General features: G+C 71.9%; 15 protein-coding genes. 8 read left to right on the top strand and 7 right to left on the bottom strand.

What is annotated here, in order from left to right; translation table 11 throughout:
* Positions 1–295 precede the first annotated feature (295 nt).
* Positions 296–1552: a cation:proton antiporter gene (locus tag OG985_RS14600; RefSeq protein ID WP_371668760.1), complete on the bottom strand. Its 1257-nt coding sequence runs from the start codon at positions 1550–1552 to the stop codon at positions 296–298.
* 4 nt (positions 1553–1556) lie between these two features.
* Positions 1557–2042: a cation:proton antiporter regulatory subunit gene (locus tag OG985_RS14595; RefSeq protein ID WP_371668759.1), complete on the bottom strand. Its 486-nt coding sequence runs from the start codon at positions 2040–2042 to the stop codon at positions 1557–1559.
* A gap of 223 nt (positions 2043–2265) precedes the next feature.
* Between OG985_RS14595 and OG985_RS14590 the strand changes: the two genes are divergently transcribed.
* Both OG985_RS14590 and OG985_RS14585 read left to right on the top strand, forming a co-directional pair.
* Positions 2266–3216 (top strand): sensor histidine kinase, encoded by a 951-nt coding sequence (locus tag OG985_RS14590; RefSeq protein ID WP_371668758.1) that lies wholly within the window; start codon positions 2266–2268, stop codon positions 3214–3216.
* Entirely contained in the window at positions 3216–3902 is a 687-nt protein-coding gene (locus OG985_RS14585) for a response regulator (RefSeq protein ID WP_371668757.1), read from the top strand. The genes OG985_RS14590 and OG985_RS14585 overlap by 1 nt, the downstream gene beginning before the upstream one ends.
* 150 nt (positions 3903–4052) lie before the next feature.
* On the opposite strand, the gene OG985_RS14580 is transcribed toward OG985_RS14585, so the two are convergent.
* The 3 genes from OG985_RS14580 to OG985_RS14570 form a co-directional block, all read right to left on the bottom strand.
* A complete protein-coding gene (locus tag OG985_RS14580; RefSeq protein ID WP_371668756.1) occupies positions 4053–4961 on the bottom strand; it encodes a hypothetical protein in 909 nt (302 codons plus the stop codon).
* Between the two features lie 115 nt (positions 4962–5076).
* Positions 5077–5514 carry a hypothetical protein gene (locus OG985_RS14575; RefSeq protein ID WP_371668755.1) on the bottom strand — a complete coding sequence of 146 codons (438 nt, stop codon included), beginning with the start codon at positions 5512–5514 and terminating at the stop codon, positions 5077–5079.
* Positions 5515–5670: 156 nt separating this feature from the next.
* Positions 5671–6666: a helix-turn-helix domain-containing protein gene (locus OG985_RS14570; RefSeq protein WP_371668754.1), complete on the bottom strand. Its 996-nt coding sequence runs from the start codon at positions 6664–6666 to the stop codon at positions 5671–5673.
* Positions 6667–7029: 363 nt separating this feature from the next.
* On the opposite strand from OG985_RS14570, the gene miaB reads away from it, so the two are divergent.
* Both miaB and OG985_RS14560 read left to right on the top strand, forming a co-directional pair.
* Entirely contained in the window at positions 7030–8559 is a 1530-nt protein-coding gene (gene miaB, locus OG985_RS14565) for a tRNA (N6-isopentenyl adenosine(37)-C2)-methylthiotransferase MiaB (protein ID WP_371668753.1), read from the top strand.
* 268 nt (positions 8560–8827) lie between these two features.
* Positions 8828–9586: a class III extradiol dioxygenase subunit B-like domain-containing protein gene (locus OG985_RS14560; protein WP_371668752.1), complete on the top strand. Its 759-nt coding sequence runs from the start codon at positions 8828–8830 to the stop codon at positions 9584–9586.
* A 297-nt stretch (positions 9587–9883) separates the two neighbouring features.
* Here the strand turns inward: OG985_RS14560 and OG985_RS14555 are convergent, their stop codons facing one another.
* The gene (locus OG985_RS14555) at positions 9884–10150 is read right to left on the bottom strand and encodes an antitoxin (RefSeq protein WP_371668751.1); all 267 of its coding nucleotides are present in this window, start codon (positions 10148–10150) and stop codon (positions 9884–9886) included.
* A 23-nt stretch (positions 10151–10173) separates the two neighbouring features.
* On the bottom strand, positions 10174–10431 hold the full coding sequence (locus tag OG985_RS14550; RefSeq protein WP_371668750.1) for a hypothetical protein: 258 nt from the start codon (positions 10429–10431) through the stop codon (positions 10174–10176).
* 182 nt (positions 10432–10613) lie between these two features.
* Between OG985_RS14550 and miaA the strand changes: the two genes are divergently transcribed.
* From miaA to OG985_RS14530, 4 genes are all read left to right on the top strand, one after another.
* Positions 10614–11552 (top strand): tRNA (adenosine(37)-N6)-dimethylallyltransferase MiaA, encoded by a 939-nt coding sequence (gene miaA, locus OG985_RS14545; protein ID WP_371668749.1) that lies wholly within the window; start codon positions 10614–10616, stop codon positions 11550–11552.
* A 108-nt stretch (positions 11553–11660) separates the two neighbouring features.
* On the top strand, positions 11661–12164 hold the full coding sequence (locus tag OG985_RS14540; protein WP_371674372.1) for a hypothetical protein: 504 nt from the start codon (positions 11661–11663) through the stop codon (positions 12162–12164).
* Between the two features lie 46 nt (positions 12165–12210).
* Positions 12211–13104 carry a diaminopimelate epimerase gene (gene dapF, locus OG985_RS14535; protein WP_371668748.1) on the top strand — a complete coding sequence of 298 codons (894 nt, stop codon included), beginning with the start codon at positions 12211–12213 and terminating at the stop codon, positions 13102–13104.
* A 210-nt stretch (positions 13105–13314) separates the two neighbouring features.
* The gene (locus tag OG985_RS14530; protein WP_371668747.1) at positions 13315–15453 is read left to right on the top strand and encodes a bifunctional (p)ppGpp synthetase/guanosine-3',5'-bis(diphosphate) 3'-pyrophosphohydrolase; all 2139 of its coding nucleotides are present in this window, start codon (positions 13315–13317) and stop codon (positions 15451–15453) included.
* Positions 15454–15536 lie beyond the last annotated feature (83 nt).

Genomic DNA, 15536 nt, shown 5'->3' with positions numbered 1-15536 from the left:
GCGAGTAGTACCGGCGAGTAACTGCGCATGAGCATGCCAGTAGTCGCGCAGCGGGGTTTCACGTTCCGGTCACATCCCGATGTGACGTGGAGCACGGTCGCACCCGCTTGGCCGCCGCACCCCCGGAGGGCGCCGGCCGAGCCGAGCCGCCCGGCCGACGTGTCGGCCCGCCCTCGCGCCGCTGCCGGACTGTCCTCGTGCCGCTGCCGTCCCGCCCTCGCTGCCGCACCGTCCTCGCGCCGCCCGCTGACGCCCTGGGTTTCGCGCCGAGGCCTCGGCCCGGTACCGGAACCCCTCAGTCCCGCACCGACGCTCCCTCCGTTGCCCCTTCCGATGCTCCCTCCGACGCCCCCTCCGGCGTTTCCCGCCGCACCTTCGACTGCGGCCGTTCGCGGGCGGCGCGGCCCGTCCACCAGGTCGCGACGGGTTCCGTGTAGCGCGCGGTCAGCGGGCCCACGACGACCAGGATCAGGACGTACGCGGTGGCCAGCGGTCCCAGCGACGGCTCGATGCCCGCGCTCACCGCCAGGCCGGCGATGACGATCGAGAACTCGCCGCGCGCCACCAGGGCGCCACCCGTGCGCCAGCGGCCCTTGGCGGAGATGCCGGCGCGGCGGGCCGCCCAGTAGCCGGTGGCGATCTTCGTCGCGGCGGTGACGACGGCCAGCGCCAGGGCGGGCAGCAGCACGGGAGGGATGCTCGCCGGGTCGGTGTGCAGCCCGAAGAAGACGAAGAAGACGGCGGCGAACAGGTCGCGCAACGGGCTGAGCAGGGTGTGCGCCCCCTCCGCGACCTCCCCGGACAGGGCGATGCCCACCAGGAAGGCGCCCACCGCGGCGGACACCTGCAACTGCTGCGCCACGCCCGCCACCAGGATCGTCAGACCCAGCACCACGAGCAGCAGCTTCTCGGGGTCGTCGCTGGAGACGAACCGGGAGATCACCCGTCCGTAGCGCACGGCCACGAACAGGACCAGCCCGGCCGCGCCCAGCGCGATCGCCAGCGTCACGCTGCCGGCGAGCAGCCCGGCCCCCGCCACCAGCGCCGTCACGATCGGCAGGTACACCGCCATCGCCAGGTCCTCCAGCACGAGGACGCTGAGGATCACCGGGGTCTCCCGGTTGCCGACCCGGCCCAGGTCGCCGAGGACCTTGGCGATGACGCCCGACGACGAGATCCAGGTGACGCCGGCGAGGACGACGGCGGCCACCGGACCCCAGCCGAGCAGCAGCGCCGCCGCCGCGCCCGGCAGGGCGTTGAGCGCGCCGTCGACCAGGCCCGCCGGATAGTGCGACTTGAGGTTGGTGACCAGGTCGCCGGCCGAGTACTCGAGGCCGAGCATCAGCAGCAGCAGGATGACGCCGATCTCGGCGCCGGTCGCGACGAACTCCTCGCTCGCGCCGAGCGGCAGCAGGCCGCCCTCGCCGAAGGCGAGCCCGGCCAGCAGGTACAGCGGGATGGGCGACAGCCGGAAGCGGCCGGCGAACCGCCCCAGCAGGCCGAGGCCGAGGATGATGGAACCGAACTCGATCAACAGGACCGCGGAGTGCACCCGTTCACTCCCGCCCGAGTATCGACGCGGCCGCGTCGACGCCCTCGCGGGTGCCGATGACGATGAGCGTGTCACCGCCCGCGAGCCGGAAGTCCGGCGTCGGAGACGGGATCGCCTCGGCCCGCCGCAGCACCGCCACGACGGACGCGCCGGTCTCGGTGCGCAGCCGGGTGTCGCCCAGGACCCGTCCGTTCCAGCGCGAGGAGGCGGCGACCTCGATCCGTTCCGCGACCAGTCCCAGGTCCGAGGTGTAGAGCAGGCTCGCGCTGTGGTGCGACGGCTTCAGCGCGTCGATCAGCGTGCCCGCCTCGGCGCCGGTCAGCCGCAGTGACTGGGCGCAGGAGTCGGGGTCGTCGGCCCGGTACACGCTCACCGTGCGAGCGCCGTCGCGGTGGGCCACCACGGACAGATGGCGGTCCTCCCTGGTCACGAGGTCGTACTGGACCCCGATGCCCGGCAGCGGCGTCGCCCTCAGGCGTGGAACGGACACGTTTCTTCTCCTGTTCGTCGGCGTGCTCGGTGATCCAGTGCCGCAACAGGCAACGTTCGCCCCGTCGCGCAAACGTTGCCTGCCGCGGCACTAGGTGCCAACCTCGAATGCTGTCATCCGCCCGTACGGTGGCGACATGGGTGTTGTGACGGATATACGCGGCCGGCGGCGGACCACGAGGCTGGCTCCGGCGGTGTCGTCGCGCGGTGAGGCAGGGAGGAACGTGTCGCTGTTCTGGCGGATCTTCTCGCTCAACGCCGCCGGCCTGGTGCTCGCCGCCGCGCTGCTCCTGGGACCGGTCACCGTGTCGACGCCTGTCCTGCCGGCCGAGGCACTGGTCGTGGTCGTCGGCCTCGCGGTCCTGCTGGCCGGGAACGCGCTCGTCCTGCGGATCGGACTCGCATCCTTGCGGCGGCTGGGCGGGGCCATGGCCGCCGCGGACCTACTGCGCCCCGGACCCCGCGCGGTGGTCGCCGGGCCGGCGGAGGCCGCCGAACTGATCATGACGTTCAACACGATGCTCGACCGCCTGGAGGCGGAGCGCGCCACCGGAGCGGCCCGCGCGCTGTCCGCCCAGGAGCGCGAACGCCACCGCATCGCACGCGAGCTCCACGACGAGGTCGGCCAGACCCTGACCGCCGTCCTCCTCCAGCTCAGGAGGGTCGCCGACCGGGCGCCCGACGGACTGCGCGCCGAGGTCGGCCAGGCGCAGGAGGCCACCCGCGCGGGCCTCGACGAGATCCGCCGCATCGCCCGCCGACTGCGGCCCGGCGTCCTGGACGAACTGGGTCTGGCCAGCGCCCTGCGCTCCCTCGCGACCGAGTTCACCGCGCATGGTCTGACGGTGCGCCACCACATCGTCGGCGGCCTGCCACCCCTCACCGAGGAGACGGAACTCGTGGTCTACCGGGTGGCCCAGGAGGGCCTCACCAACACGGCACGGCACGCCGCGGCCGACCGCGCCGAAGTCCGGCTGCGGCCGGTCGCCGACGGCGTCGAACTCCTCGTACGCGACAACGGAAAAGGCATCGACGCGATGCCGGTAGGCGCCGGAATCAGCGGCATGCGCGAGCGTGCCCTGCTGATAGGAGCCGTGCTCGCCGTGGAATCCCGCCCCGGCCGGGGCACCGACATACGCCTGCGCATACCGGCCACCGTCCCGGGGGACCGCTGATGCCGACCGTGTCCGGCGGTGCGCCCGGGCCGGCTCCCGCGCCGGTCCGTGTCCTGCTCGCCGACGACCACACCCTCGTACGCCGGGGAGTACGCCTCATCCTGGAGAGCGAGCCCGACCTCACCGTGGTCGCCGAGGCCGGCGACGGGGCGGAGGCGGTCGAGCGGGCCCGCGCGGGAGACGTCGACCTGGCCGTCCTGGACATCGCCATGCCCCGTACCACCGGTCTCCAGGCGGCCCGCGAACTCTCCCGCCGCCTGCCCGGCCTGCGCATCCTGATCCTGACGATGTACGACAACGAGCAGTACTTCTTCGAGGCCCTCAAGGCCGGCGCGAGCGGCTACGTCCTGAAGTCGGTCGCCGACCGCGACCTGGTCGAGGCGTGCCGGGCCGCCGTACGCGACGAGCCGTTCGTCTACCCGGGTGCCGAACGGGCCCTCGTCCGTTCCTACCTGGACCGCCTGCACCGGGGCGACGGCCTCCCGGAGCGGGCCGTCACCGAGCGCGAGGAGGAGATCCTCAAACTCGTCGCCGAGGGCCACACCACGAAGGAGATCGGGGAGCTCCTCTTCATCAGCGCCAAGACGGTCGAACGCCACCGCGCCAACCTGCTGCACAAGCTGGGCATGCGCGACCGCCTGGAACTGACTCGCTACGCGATCCGCGCCGGCCTGATCGATCCCTGAGGCCGGGGGGTCGGCGGCCGGCGGTTGGCGGCCTGCGGGGACGGGAGTCCTGTCGGTCCCCCCCGGCGTGCCTGCCGGGCGTCCTCCGGAGGAATTGTGGTGACGGGGCGCACACCGTCAAGTCGGGTGACCCGGCGCACGCCCACGAGTTCAAGAGCGGCCGGCGGCGAGCACCTGCCGGGCTGCCCGGTCCTCGCGGTGCCGCAGAGCCGTCCATTCACTGCGCGGCTTTTCGTTTGCCGCCAGCCAGTGCTGCTGTGCGGCGGCGAGCCGGGCGTAGGCCCGCTCCAGATAGCCGGTGCGCTCCTTGCACTCCACGTCGGCGCGGACCGAGGGATGCGTGGTGACATCCGTGCCGGGAGGCAGGCTGCCGGCGAGCTTCCCGGGGGTCTCGGCGGTGATTCCGGCGCGTGCCATGCAGGCTCGCCAGCGTGTGTTGACGGCGCGGAAGGCTGGATCCTTGTCCAGTTCCCGCAGCGAGTCCCGCTCTCCCTGGTCGAGCTGCACGCGGAGGGCAAGGTTCCGGATCCGGCCGCCGTCACCCAGCAACCGGGTCTGCGCCTCGGCGAGACAGCCCGTCGCGGGCCGGGACACCCGAAGCACCTTGTTGTGCGCGGATATCTTCCGGTCGGGATCGCCGTAGAGCGCGCGGTCGAAGCCCTTGCCCTGGGGCCGCTCCGAGGGCTGCGGCTCACGCGCGCCGGCCTCGTCCGGCCGGTCGAGGGTCTCGATGCCGAACAGGGCGGGGCCCGTACCGGAGTCGTCCTCAGGAGCCGCGGGGGCGGGCGTGTAGCGGAAGCCGCGGTCTGCCATGCAGGACGCCACCAGCTGCCCTTCCGCCTTGTGGACGCGCCGGGAGGCGTCGCTCGGGGTGTGGAGCAGACCGTTGAGCGGGAGCCGGGCCCGCAGCGCGGCGAGCGCCGGCTCGGGCCGGGCGGATGCCTTCGGGGAGGACGGGGTGCGGTCGCTCATCGTCCAGGCGGCCGTCGCGATGAGTGCGAGCGGTATGAGGACCAGCAGAGCGATGCCCGCGTTCCGGCGCGGTCCGATCGGTGGCATGGGCGTCCTTTCCTTCCGTGGTCCCTGGTCCGTGGTCCTGACCGTGACCGAGGTGAGCCGGAAAGCCGGAAGCGGAGCGGCACCAACGCTCCCGGCTTGCGGCCCGCGTGGTCGCTCAGTAGCAGTCGATGCTGGTGGTGCCGCGCAGTCGCAGCGAGCTGGCCCGGTTCTGCAGGCTGCTCGGGAGGTAGTCGACCTGGGAGCCGGGGTTGACGCAGAAGATGAAGCCCTCCCAGTCGCTGCCGACCCCGGTGTAGTAGTGGCTCTCGTATCCGCCGGTGCTGGAGTTGCTGGCGGAGTCCACGTTGTTGTGCACGGTCTGCCCGCCGCCGTTGCGGCCGGTGAGCTGGTTGAAGGTGTCGTTGCGGAAGTCGGTGTCGGTGTCGAAGTAGGAGTGGCGAGCCGAGTCGTTGATGCCCAGGTAGAAGACGCAGTGGTTGCCCGAGCCGCAGTTGTCGCCGGCGGAGGCCGGGGCCGCTCCCAGCAGCAGTCCTGCCGTGGCGGCCGTCGCGGCCAGACCGCTCACCAACGCGAGTCTTGTGCGTGTGCGCATGATTCCTCCGTTGTTCGTGGAGGGCTGTGGTAGCCCCGTGTGGGTCTGCGAAGACGGCCCTGAGTGCCTCGTGGCGACGGCGGGCCGGCGCCGCGTTTCCCGAACGGATCTTTGCCGAGCGCCGCCGGTGCGTGGATAGCACCGCGTGCCAGGTGCTTAGCGGAGGGTGCCAGGTTGTCCGTGCAGGAACTCCCGGCGGTATTCGGTGGGGGTGGTCCCGTACGCGGTGCGGAACGCCCGGGTGAAGTCGGCGGGCCGGGGGAAGCCCCAGCAGGCGGCTATCGCGTGCACGGGCCGCGTGGCCAGGTGCGGGTCGGCGAGGTCGCGCCGCGCGCGGCTGAGGCGCTGACGGCGGATGTAGGCGGTGACCGTGGCGCCGTGCGCGTGCATGTGGAAGAGGCGGTGCAGTGTCCGCAGCGAAATGTGGTGAGCGGCCGCCACGGTGGCGGGCGACAGTTCGGCGTCGCCCAGCTTCCGGCGCATGAAGTCCTGGATCTCCAGGAACTGCGTGTGCTGGCCGGCCACGGCAGGCACCTGACCCGCCGCATCGATGTGGTGCGCCAGCCATGCGGTGACCAGGTCGGCGAGGACGCCGCCCAGCCTGTGGCCGTCGGCGGGCCGACAGGGACTGGTGTCGCTGGTCAGATGGGTGAGGAAGCCGGCGAGCAGACCTCCGAGGCCTTCTCGTCCCGACATCGGGGCGGCCAGTAACCGTTCCACCCGGTTCGACGGCAGCGGCACCATGGCTCGGGGGATCCGTGCCATCACGGAGGCCGCCGTGCCCGGCTGGACCTCCATCACGACCTGGTAGGGACGGCAGGTGGAATACACGACCAGATCGCCCGCTCCGAGCGCTGATCCGCCCCGCTCCTGGAAGGTGACCCGCTGTCCGCGCAGGATGTGCCCGACCGCGTACATCTCGGGGTCGGACTGCCGGATCTCCTGTGGTGTCCCTTGTGACCTCATGGACGTGCAGGTCAGGGCGGTCACCTGCACCCCGCCCAGGTCCGCGGCCTGCAGCGAGGCCCGGAACTCGGTCGGGTGGTCGATGCCGAACTCATTGGGTATCAGCGCGCTCGCCGTGATCTCACGCCAGGCCGCCACCCGCTTCGACACCGGCAGGTCCTGGCTGTCGAACACCTTCTCCAACATCGAGCCCATCCCCCTGTCGGTGTCCGGTGTGGAACTTTCACGGCGGTCAGCTTCGACGGGACGTCGGCCAGTGGCCATGAGCCGACGGCAAGTGAGCTGTTCCTGGGACGAACAGGCACCTGACCTGCGAAGACAGGGTCGTCGATGACGCGACACCGGGACGGGGGAGACGGCTGCCGACTCGCTTGTGACCGAAGGTGCGATCACGTCGGCCGACCCCGAAGCACGGACACCGGTCGGCGATCGGGCCGACGCGGCCCGAGCAGTGAGTGCCCGCGTCACCGGTGCGGGTGGGGCCGAGGTGACGGGCGGCGTCGGGACCGAGGACATCTGAGTGCTTCGGGAACCGCCTACGCTTGTCCTATGACCAGCAGCAGCGGCCGGAGCCTCGCAGTGGACGTTCAAGCATCCAAAACCTATGAAGTTCGTACCTACGGGTGCCAGATGAACGTCCACGACTCCGAGCGATTGTCCGGTCTGCTCGAAGACGCCGGTTATGTCCGTGCACCCGAGGGCGCCGACGGCGACGCCGACGTGGTCGTCTTCAACACCTGCGCCGTACGGGAGAACGCCGACAACCGGCTCTACGGCAACCTCGGCCGCCTCGCGCCGATGAAGACGAAGCGCCCCGGGATGCAGATCGCGGTCGGTGGCTGTCTCGCGCAGAAGGACCGCGACACCATCGTGAAGCGTGCGCCCTGGGTGGACGTCGTCTTCGGCACGCACAACATCGGCAAGCTGCCGGTCCTCCTGGAGCGCGCCCGCGTCCAGGAAGAGGCGCAGGTCGAGATCGCCGAGTCGCTGGAGGCCTTCCCGTCCACCCTGCCGACGCGGCGCGAGAGCGCGTACGCGGCCTGGGTCTCCATCTCCGTCGGCTGCAACAACACCTGCACCTTCTGCATCGTCCCGGCGCTGCGCGGCAAGGAGAAGGACCGCCGTACCGGCGACATCCTCGCCGAGATCGAGGCGCTGGTCGGAGAGGGCGTCTCGGAGATCACGCTGCTCGGCCAGAACGTCAACGCGTACGGCTCCGACATCGGCGACCGCGAGGCCTTCAGCAAGCTGCTCCGCGCCTGCGGCACCATCGACGGCCTGGAGCGTGTCCGCTTCACCTCCCCGCACCCGCGCGACTTCACGGACGACGTGATCGCGGCCATGGCGGAGACCCCGAACGTGATGCCGCAACTGCACATGCCCCTGCAGTCCGGCTCGGACCCGGTCCTGAAGGCGATGCGCCGTTCGTACCGCCAGGACCGCTACCTCGGGATCATCGAGAAGGTGCGCGCCGCCATCCCGCACGCGGCGATCACCACCGACATCATCGTGGGCTTCCCCGGTGAGACGGAGGAGGACTTCGAGCAGACGCTGCACGTCGTCCGCGAGGCCCGGTTCGCGCAGGCCTTCACGTTCCAGTACTCCAAGCGCCCCGGCACCCCGGCCGCCACCATGGACGACCAGATCCCCAAGGAGGTCGTGCAGGCGCGCTACGAGCGTCTTGTCGCCGTCCAGGAGGAGATCTCCTGGGACGAGAACAAGAAGCAGGTCGGCCGCACGCTCGAGCTCATGGTCGCCGAGGGCGAGGGCCGCAAGGACGGCGCCACCCACCGCCTCTCCGGTCGCGCCCCCGACAACCGCCTCGTCCACTTCACCAAGCCGGACGAGCAGGTCCGCCCCGGCGACGTGGTCACGGTCGAGATCACGTACGCCGCCCCGCACCACCTCCTCGCCGAGGGCCGGACGCTGGGCGTCCGCCGCACGCGCGCGGGAGACGCCTGGGAGAAGCGGAACGCGGCCGAGGCCGCGAAGCCGGTGGGCGTGATGCTCGGCCTGCCGAAGATCGGAGCGCCGGCTCCGCTGCCGGTGGCGACGGGAAGCGGCTGCGGCTGCGACTGACCGCCTGACCGTTCACCGACGGTCGTAGGGGGTACGGCGTCGTCCGCCGGCGAGCGAACGCGGGGCGCAGGTGGGGCGAGGGTGTGTGGAACACGGGACGTGTGACGTGGTGATCGCGCCCCCGTGCCCCGCGTGCCCCGTGCCACCGGTGGCCGAGTGGGCCGTACGGAGCCAGCCGGCACTGCCTTAGTCGCGCGCGCCCTCCCGCGTCGGCCGCGCGTGCCCCGTGCTGCCCGTGGCGGGCCCCGCGGGGGTTACCCTGCCGATCATGCTTGTCGCCGCCGCAGTCTGCCCTTGTCCGCCGCTTCTCGTGCCCGCGGTCGCCGCGGGAGCCGCGTCCGAGCTGGACGCGGCGCGTGCCGCCTGCTCGGACGCGCTGGGGGTGCTCGCCGCCGCCCGGCCCGACCGCCTCGTGGTCGTCGGACCCGCCGAGCAGAGCGGGCGCGGGGCGCACCCGGCGGGAACGCGGGGCTCGTTCCGCGGCTTCGGCGTGGCGCTGGACGTACGGCTGGGCGCGGACGAGGTCCCTGACCGGCTGGACGACGTGCGGCCGGGTGCCGGCGGCGACGACCCGAAGCCCGCGCGCGTGCTTCCGCCCTCACTCGCCGTCGCCGCCTGGCTGCTTCAGCAGGTCGGGTGGGCCGACGCGCCGATCGAGGGGCTCGGTGTGGGGGAACCTCTCGCCGCCGATCGGTGTATTCAAGTCGGAAGGGAGATCGCCGGGCGGGCCGATCGCCTGGCGCTGCTCGTGATGGGCGACGCCAGTGCGTGCCGGACACTCAAGGCGCCGGGGTATCTCGACGAGCGGGCGGCACCCTTCGACGCGGAGGTCGCGCGTGCGCTGGGGTCGGCGGACGTGGCTGCCCTCCGGGCGCTGGACGCCGAGCTGGCGTACGAGCTGAAGGCGTCGGGCCGGGCGCCGTGGCAGGTGCTGGCGGGTGCGGCCGAGGGCGCGGACCTCGGCGGGGCCCTCTTGTACGAGGACGCGCCGTACGGCGTGGGATACGTGGTCGCGACCTGGTCGTAAAGACGTCCTGCCCGGCACTGGACCTGCGGTCACAACCGACACGCGTGACGCGGCGGGCGCTGCCCGGCCTCGGAGCTGCGGCCTGTCCGGCGCCGGAGCTGAGGTCAGAACCGCCACGCGCGGCGCGGCGGGCGCTGCCCGGCCTCGGAGCTGCGGCCTGTCCGGCGCCGGAGCTGAGGTCAGAACCGCCGCGCGGCGCGGCGGGCGCCGTCCGTGACACGCGCAACGCCGGTGAAACGGCGGACGGCCGGGAACCGTCAGGCTCCGCGGCCGTCCGCCGATGGTGCACCGTGCCGATCAGGAAGCCGGCGGTGCGGTCGGCGGCGTGGTGCCGCTGCCCGGCCCTCCGGTGCCGTCCTTGCGCGCGAGTCGGTCCATGGCGCCCTTGGCCTTGCCCGTGCCCGTCTCGATCTTGCCGCTGTACTTGCCCTTGGTCTTCTCGTCGACGACCTTCGCGGCCTTGTCGAGACCATGCGTGATCTTGTGCCCATGCTGCTGGGCGAGGCCGGAGACCTTGCCCTTGGCCGGGGCGAGCCTGGCCTTGAAACTGTCCATGAGACCCATCGTTCACCTTTCCACGCGGGGAGTTACTTGGTGCGAGCGCTCTCACCGGCCTCGCTGTCGGCCACTTCCTCGGCGGACTGCTGCTTGGGAATGTCGACGCCGTCGCCGCCGGCCTCGTCGGTCTCCGACACGGCCGACTGCTCCGCGGTCCCGGTCTCGGACGGCTTCTGCTCCTCGGCCGTGCCCTCCTCGGCCGCCGGTGCGGACTCGGCCCGAGCCTCCGCTCCCTGCGTCTCCTCCGTAGCCTTCGACCTCCGGAGAAGTCGTGCGAAAACGCCCATTATCCACTCCATACGTTACTTGTGCGGGCGAAATCCCGCGTCGTCCGGTGCGTCCGTTTGCGCCGCCGGGTCGCCGCCCCTGTGAATCGGCAGCGAGAACCTCGGAACTGGGAACGACCTCGGGGGCGAGTCGTCACGTAACCCGTTCGAGACCACGGGGTGAGGTTTGCGAGACTGGGGCCGTGAGCAGCGCACCCCCCGCCCCCCGCGTCATCGCCGTCGTCGGACCGACCGCAGCCGGAAAGTCCGATCTGGGCGTTTTTCTGGCTCAGCGGCTCGGCGGCGAGGTCGTCAACGCCGACTCCATGCAGCTCTACCGAGGGATGGACATCGGCACCGCCAAGCTGACGCCCGAGGAGCGCGGCGGCATCCCGCACCACCTCCTGGACATCTGGGACGTGTCCGTCACGGCGTCCGTCGCCGAGTACCAGCGGCTCGCCCGGGAGCGGATCGACGCACTGCTCGCCGAGGGGCGCTGGCCGATTCTCGTCGGCGGCTCCGGCCTCTACGTCCGCGGTGCCGTCGACAACCTGGAGTTCCCCGGCACCGACCCCGAGATCAGGGGCCGGCTCGAGGAGGAACTCACGCTGCGTGGCTCCGGAGCACTGCACGCGCGTCTGGCCGCCGCCGATCCCGAGGCCGCGCGGGCCATCCTGCCCAGCAACGGCCGCCGTATCGTCCGGGCCCTCGAGGTGATCGAGATCACCGGCAAGCCCTTCACCGCCAACCTCCCCGGTCACGACTCCGTCTACGACACCCTCCAGATCGGTGTCGACGTGACCCGGCCCGAACTCGACGAGCGCATCGCGCGCCGGGTCGACCGGATGTGGGACGCCGGACTCGTGGACGAGGTCAGCGCGCTCGCGGCGCAGGGGTTGCGCGAGGGGCGTACCGCCTCGCGCGCGCTCGGCTACCAGCAGGTGCTCGCGGCGCTCGCGGGGGAGTGCACCCTCGAGGACGCGCGGGTCGAAACCGTACGGGCCACCAAACGCTTCGCGCGCCGTCAGGATTCGTGGTTCAGGCGCGATCCGCGGGTGCACTGGTTGAGTGGGGCTGCGGCGGATCTCACAGAACTTCCTCAGCTCGCACTGACGTTGGTCGAACGACCGGTCACAGCCTGATCACGTCATGGCATCGGGACGCTCAGGCCGTCATCCGGCCCTCCGGTGCCGTGCCATCATCGAGCTTCGATCGACCAGGTGGAGTCCAAGTTGGGAGGGCGCGTGGCGATGGAGGCCGGCCCTCGCGACACCGCACAAGGCACCGGGCATCTCACCACCGGCAGTGGTGAAGCGGAGCAGGGCGACGACCGTCTGAGCCCCGACGGGCCCGACGACACGCAGGTCGGTGTGACCGCCGACGGTCCCGAGCCCGAGGAGATGTTCGCGGGCGGCCCCGAGGTCGAGGTCGAACTGCGTCCGCAGCGCCGTCTGCGCATCTGGCAGCTCGCGCCCATCGTGGCCCTGGCCGCGGTCGGCTCCCTGATGTTCGCCTTCCCGCTGGCCTTCGACTTCGGTGACAGCGGGGCCGTGATCGCCATGCTGGGTCTGCTGATCTGCTCGTGCGCCGCCGGCTGGGGCATGACGGCCGCCCGCCGGGTGGGCCACACCTGGCCCGGTCTCCCGCAGCGCGGTTCCGGTCGGCGCGCGGACTGGCGCATCGTCGGCGCGTACGCCGTGATGGTCGCCGCGGTGGTCGTGCTCGCCGTCTGGCGAGTGGCCCGCCTGCGCTGAGGCGCTCGCCGCCCGCCCTGTCGTACCCACGTCGTACGATCGAGGAATGAGCACGCGGATCGCCTTCCTCAAGGGTCACGGCACGGAGAACGACTTCGTGATCGTGCCGGACCCGGACAACGTCATCGAGCTCCCGCCGTCCGCCGTGGCCGCCCTGTGCGACCGCCGCGCGGGCATCGGCGGTGACGGCCTGCTGCACGTGGTGAGGTCCGCGGCACACCCCGAGGCCGCACACCTGGCGGCCGAGGCGGAGTGGTTCATGGACTACCGCAACGGTGACGGTTCGATCGCGGAGATGTGCGGCAACGGCGTGCGGGTGTTCGCGCGCTATCTCCAGCGCGCCGGTCACGCCGGTGAAGGAGACCTCGCGGTGGCCACGCGCGGGGGCGTGAAGACCGTGCACATCGCGAAGCCCGCACCCGGCGGCGGCTCCGCCGACGGCGACATCACCGTCGGCATGGGCAGGGCGCTGCTCCCCGAAGGGGACGTCACGGTGAGTGTCGGCGAGCGCAGCTGGCCCGCGCGGAACGTGAACATGGGCAACCCCCACGCGGTCGCCTTCGTCTCCGACCTCGGACACGCGGGCGACCTGTACTCCCCGCCGCCCGTCGGCCCCGCCTCCGCCTACCCGGACGGGGTGAACGTCGAGTTCGTGGTCGACCGCGGCCCTCGGCACGTCGCCCTGCGTGTGCACGAGCGCGGCTCGGGCGAGACCCGCTCGTGCGGCACGGGCGCGTGTGCCGTGGCCGTGGCCGCGGCCCGCAGGGACGGCGCCGACCCGGCCGTCACCGGCGCACCGGCGACGTACACCGTCGATGTGCTCGGCGGCACACTGGTGATCACCGAACGGCCGGACGGGGAGATCGAGATGACCGGTCCCGCGGTGATCGTCGCCGAGGGTGAGATCGACGCGGCGTGGCTGGACCGCGCCGCACGCTGAGGTGATCACTTGTCACACACCGTGAAACCGTAAACCTGGAAACGGTCGCTCGAATGGGTGATCCGTTTCACGCTCGGCGAGAGGCGGTCAGCCGCACGTGGTGGGCTCGGTAGCATCAAGCACCGGCCCGGACGGGGGACCGATGCCAGCCCTGGAGCCATGTCCGCCCTGGGGCACCCCGTTCGCCGGTCGACGCAGCCGGAGGTGCCCATGAGTGCGGAGGCCACAAATCCCGCGAGCCCAGGCCCTGTCGCCCCGACAGTGCCCCGCAGGAAGGCCCGCCCCCGGATCGACCTGCGCCGCCTGGGCCGGGCCGCACTGCTCGGCCCGGCCGCCCGCGACCGGCTGCCCGACGCCATCGGCCACGTCGCCGAGGCCCACCGCGCCCACTACCCCGAAGCGGACCTGGAAGCCCTGCGCCGGGCCTACCTGCTGGCCGAGTCCTCCCACCGGGGGCAGATGCGCAAGAGCGGTGAGCCGTACATCACCCACCCGCTCGCCGTGACCCTCATCCTCGCCGAACTCGGCGCGGAGACAACGACGCTGACGGCCTCTCTGCTCCACGACACCGTCGAGGACACCGACGTGACGCTGGATCAGGTCGGCGAGGAGTTCGGCGCCGAGGTCCGCTACATCGTCGACGGCGTCACCAAGCTGGAGAAGGTCGACTACGGTGCCGCCGCCGAGCCCGAGACCTTCCGCAAGATGCTCGTCGCCACCGGCAACGACGTCCGCGTGATGTCGATCAAACTCGCCGACCGGCTGCACAACATGCGCACCCTCGGGGTGATGCGCCCCGAGAAACAGGCCCGGATCGCGAAGGTGACCCGCGACGTCCTCATCCCGCTCGCCGAACGGCTCGGCGTACAGGCGCTCAAGACCGAGCTGGAAGACCTGGTCTTCGCGATCCTGCTCCCTGAGGAGTACAAGCACACGCGGGAGTTGATCGTCGACAACTCGGCCCGCGCGGACGACCCGCTCGCCGAGGTCGCCGACGAGGTGCGGGGCGTCCTGCGCGACGCCGACATCCAGGCCGAAGTCCTCATCCGCCCCCGCCACTTCGTCTCCGTGCACCGGGTGGCCCGTAAGCGCGGCCGGCTGCGCGGCTCCGACTTCGGACGACTGCTGGTGCTGGTGAACGAGGACGCGGACTGTTACGGCGTACTCGGTGAACTGCACACCTGTCTGAAGCCCGTCGTCTCGGAGTTCAAGGACTTCATCGCCGTCCCCAAGTACAACCTGTACCAGTCGCTGCACACCGCCGTGGCCCGTGCGGACGGCCAGGTCGTCGAAGTCCTCATCCGCACCCACCAGATGCACAAGGTCGCCGAGGCCGGCGTCATCGCGCTCGGCAATCCCTACGCGCCTTCCGCGGAGGACCAGGCCGCGACCGACGACGAGCGTGTCGACCCCACCCGCCCCGGCTGGCTCTCCCGCCTCCTCGACTGGCAGGAGGCCGCGCCCGACCCGGACACCTTCTGGTCCACCCTGCGCGAGGACCTCGCCCAGGACCGGGAGATCACCGTCTACCGGCCCGACGGCGGCAGGCTGGGCCTGCCGGCGGGTGCGACGTGCGTGGACGCCGCGTACGCGCAGTACGGCGAGGACGCCCACGCGTGCATCGGCGCCCGCGTCAACGGGCGCCTGGCGACCCTCAGCACCGTCCTGAAGGACGGCGACACCGTCCAGCTCCTCATGGGGCAGGACCCGGCCTCCGAGCCCTCCAGGGAGTGGCTGGAGCACGCGCACACACCGGCCGCCCGGATCGCCATCCAGCGATGGCTCTCGACGCACCCGGCGCCCGTCGCGGCCCAGAACGCGCCGGCCCCCGCGCCGCAGACGGAGGCACCGCCCAGGCCCGTCGGTGACGGCTCCCTCGGGCCCTCCGGAGCCGCGAACGCCGTCGTCGACCAGCCAGGCGCGACCGTGCGACTGGCCGGTTGTTGCACGCCCGTCCCGCCCGACGAGATCACCGGGTTCTCCGTGCGCGGGGGAGTGGTGACCGTCCACCGCCTCGAGTGCCCCGGAGTGGAGAGCATGAAGAGCGCGGGGCGTGCGGAGGTCGGCGTGCGCTGGGGCGACACCACGGCGTGCCGGGTGACTCTGTTCGCTGAATCGTTCGGCCGCCCCCATCTGCTCGCGGATCTCACCGAGGCGATGGCCCACGAGGGGGCCGAGATCATCTCGGCGACCGTGGAGCCCCCCAGCCGACAACGCGTACGGCACACGTACACCGTGCAGATCCCGGACGCGGCCGCGCTCCCCGCCCTCATGCGGGCGATGCGTGACGTGCCGGGCGTGTACGACGTGAGCCGGGCACAGCCCCAGCTGCAGCCGCCGGTCGACTGACGGACGCGCGGGGCTGCTCGGCGTCCGTACCGCCTCCGTACTGACGCCCCCTGTCGGGTCGGTGCGCGACTGCGCGGCCCGCG

Source organism: Streptomyces sp. NBC_00289 (assembly GCF_041435115.1).
Lineage (GTDB): Bacteria > Actinomycetota > Actinomycetes > Streptomycetales > Streptomycetaceae > Streptomyces.
Note: the sequence above shows the minus strand (reverse complement) of the source record. Positions and strands in the feature narration are given on the sequence as shown.

Coding starts and splice junctions, on each gene's coding strand:
- OG985_RS14585 (WP_371668757.1), top strand. CDS start 3,216: ATGCCGACCGTGTCCGGCGGTGCGCCCGGGCCGGCTCCCGCGCCGGTC.
- OG985_RS14580 (WP_371668756.1), bottom strand. CDS start 4,961: ATGCCACCGATCGGACCGCGCCGGAACGCGGGCATCGCTCTGCTGGTC.
- OG985_RS14575 (WP_371668755.1), bottom strand. CDS start 5,514: ATGCGCACACGCACAAGACTCGCGTTGGTGAGCGGTCTGGCCGCGACG.
- OG985_RS14570 (WP_371668754.1), bottom strand. CDS start 6,666: ATGTTGGAGAAGGTGTTCGACAGCCAGGACCTGCCGGTGTCGAAGCGG.
- miaB (WP_371668753.1), top strand. CDS start 7,030: ATGACCAGCAGCAGCGGCCGGAGCCTCGCAGTGGACGTTCAAGCATCC.
- OG985_RS14560 (WP_371668752.1), top strand. CDS start 8,828: ATGCTTGTCGCCGCCGCAGTCTGCCCTTGTCCGCCGCTTCTCGTGCCC.
- OG985_RS14555 (WP_371668751.1), bottom strand. CDS start 10,150: ATGGGTCTCATGGACAGTTTCAAGGCCAGGCTCGCCCCGGCCAAGGGC.
- OG985_RS14550 (WP_371668750.1), bottom strand. CDS start 10,431: ATGGGCGTTTTCGCACGACTTCTCCGGAGGTCGAAGGCTACGGAGGAG.
- OG985_RS14540 (WP_371674372.1), top strand. CDS start 11,661: ATGGAGGCCGGCCCTCGCGACACCGCACAAGGCACCGGGCATCTCACC.
- dapF (WP_371668748.1), top strand. CDS start 12,211: ATGAGCACGCGGATCGCCTTCCTCAAGGGTCACGGCACGGAGAACGAC.
- OG985_RS14530 (WP_371668747.1), top strand. CDS start 13,315: ATGAGTGCGGAGGCCACAAATCCCGCGAGCCCAGGCCCTGTCGCCCCG.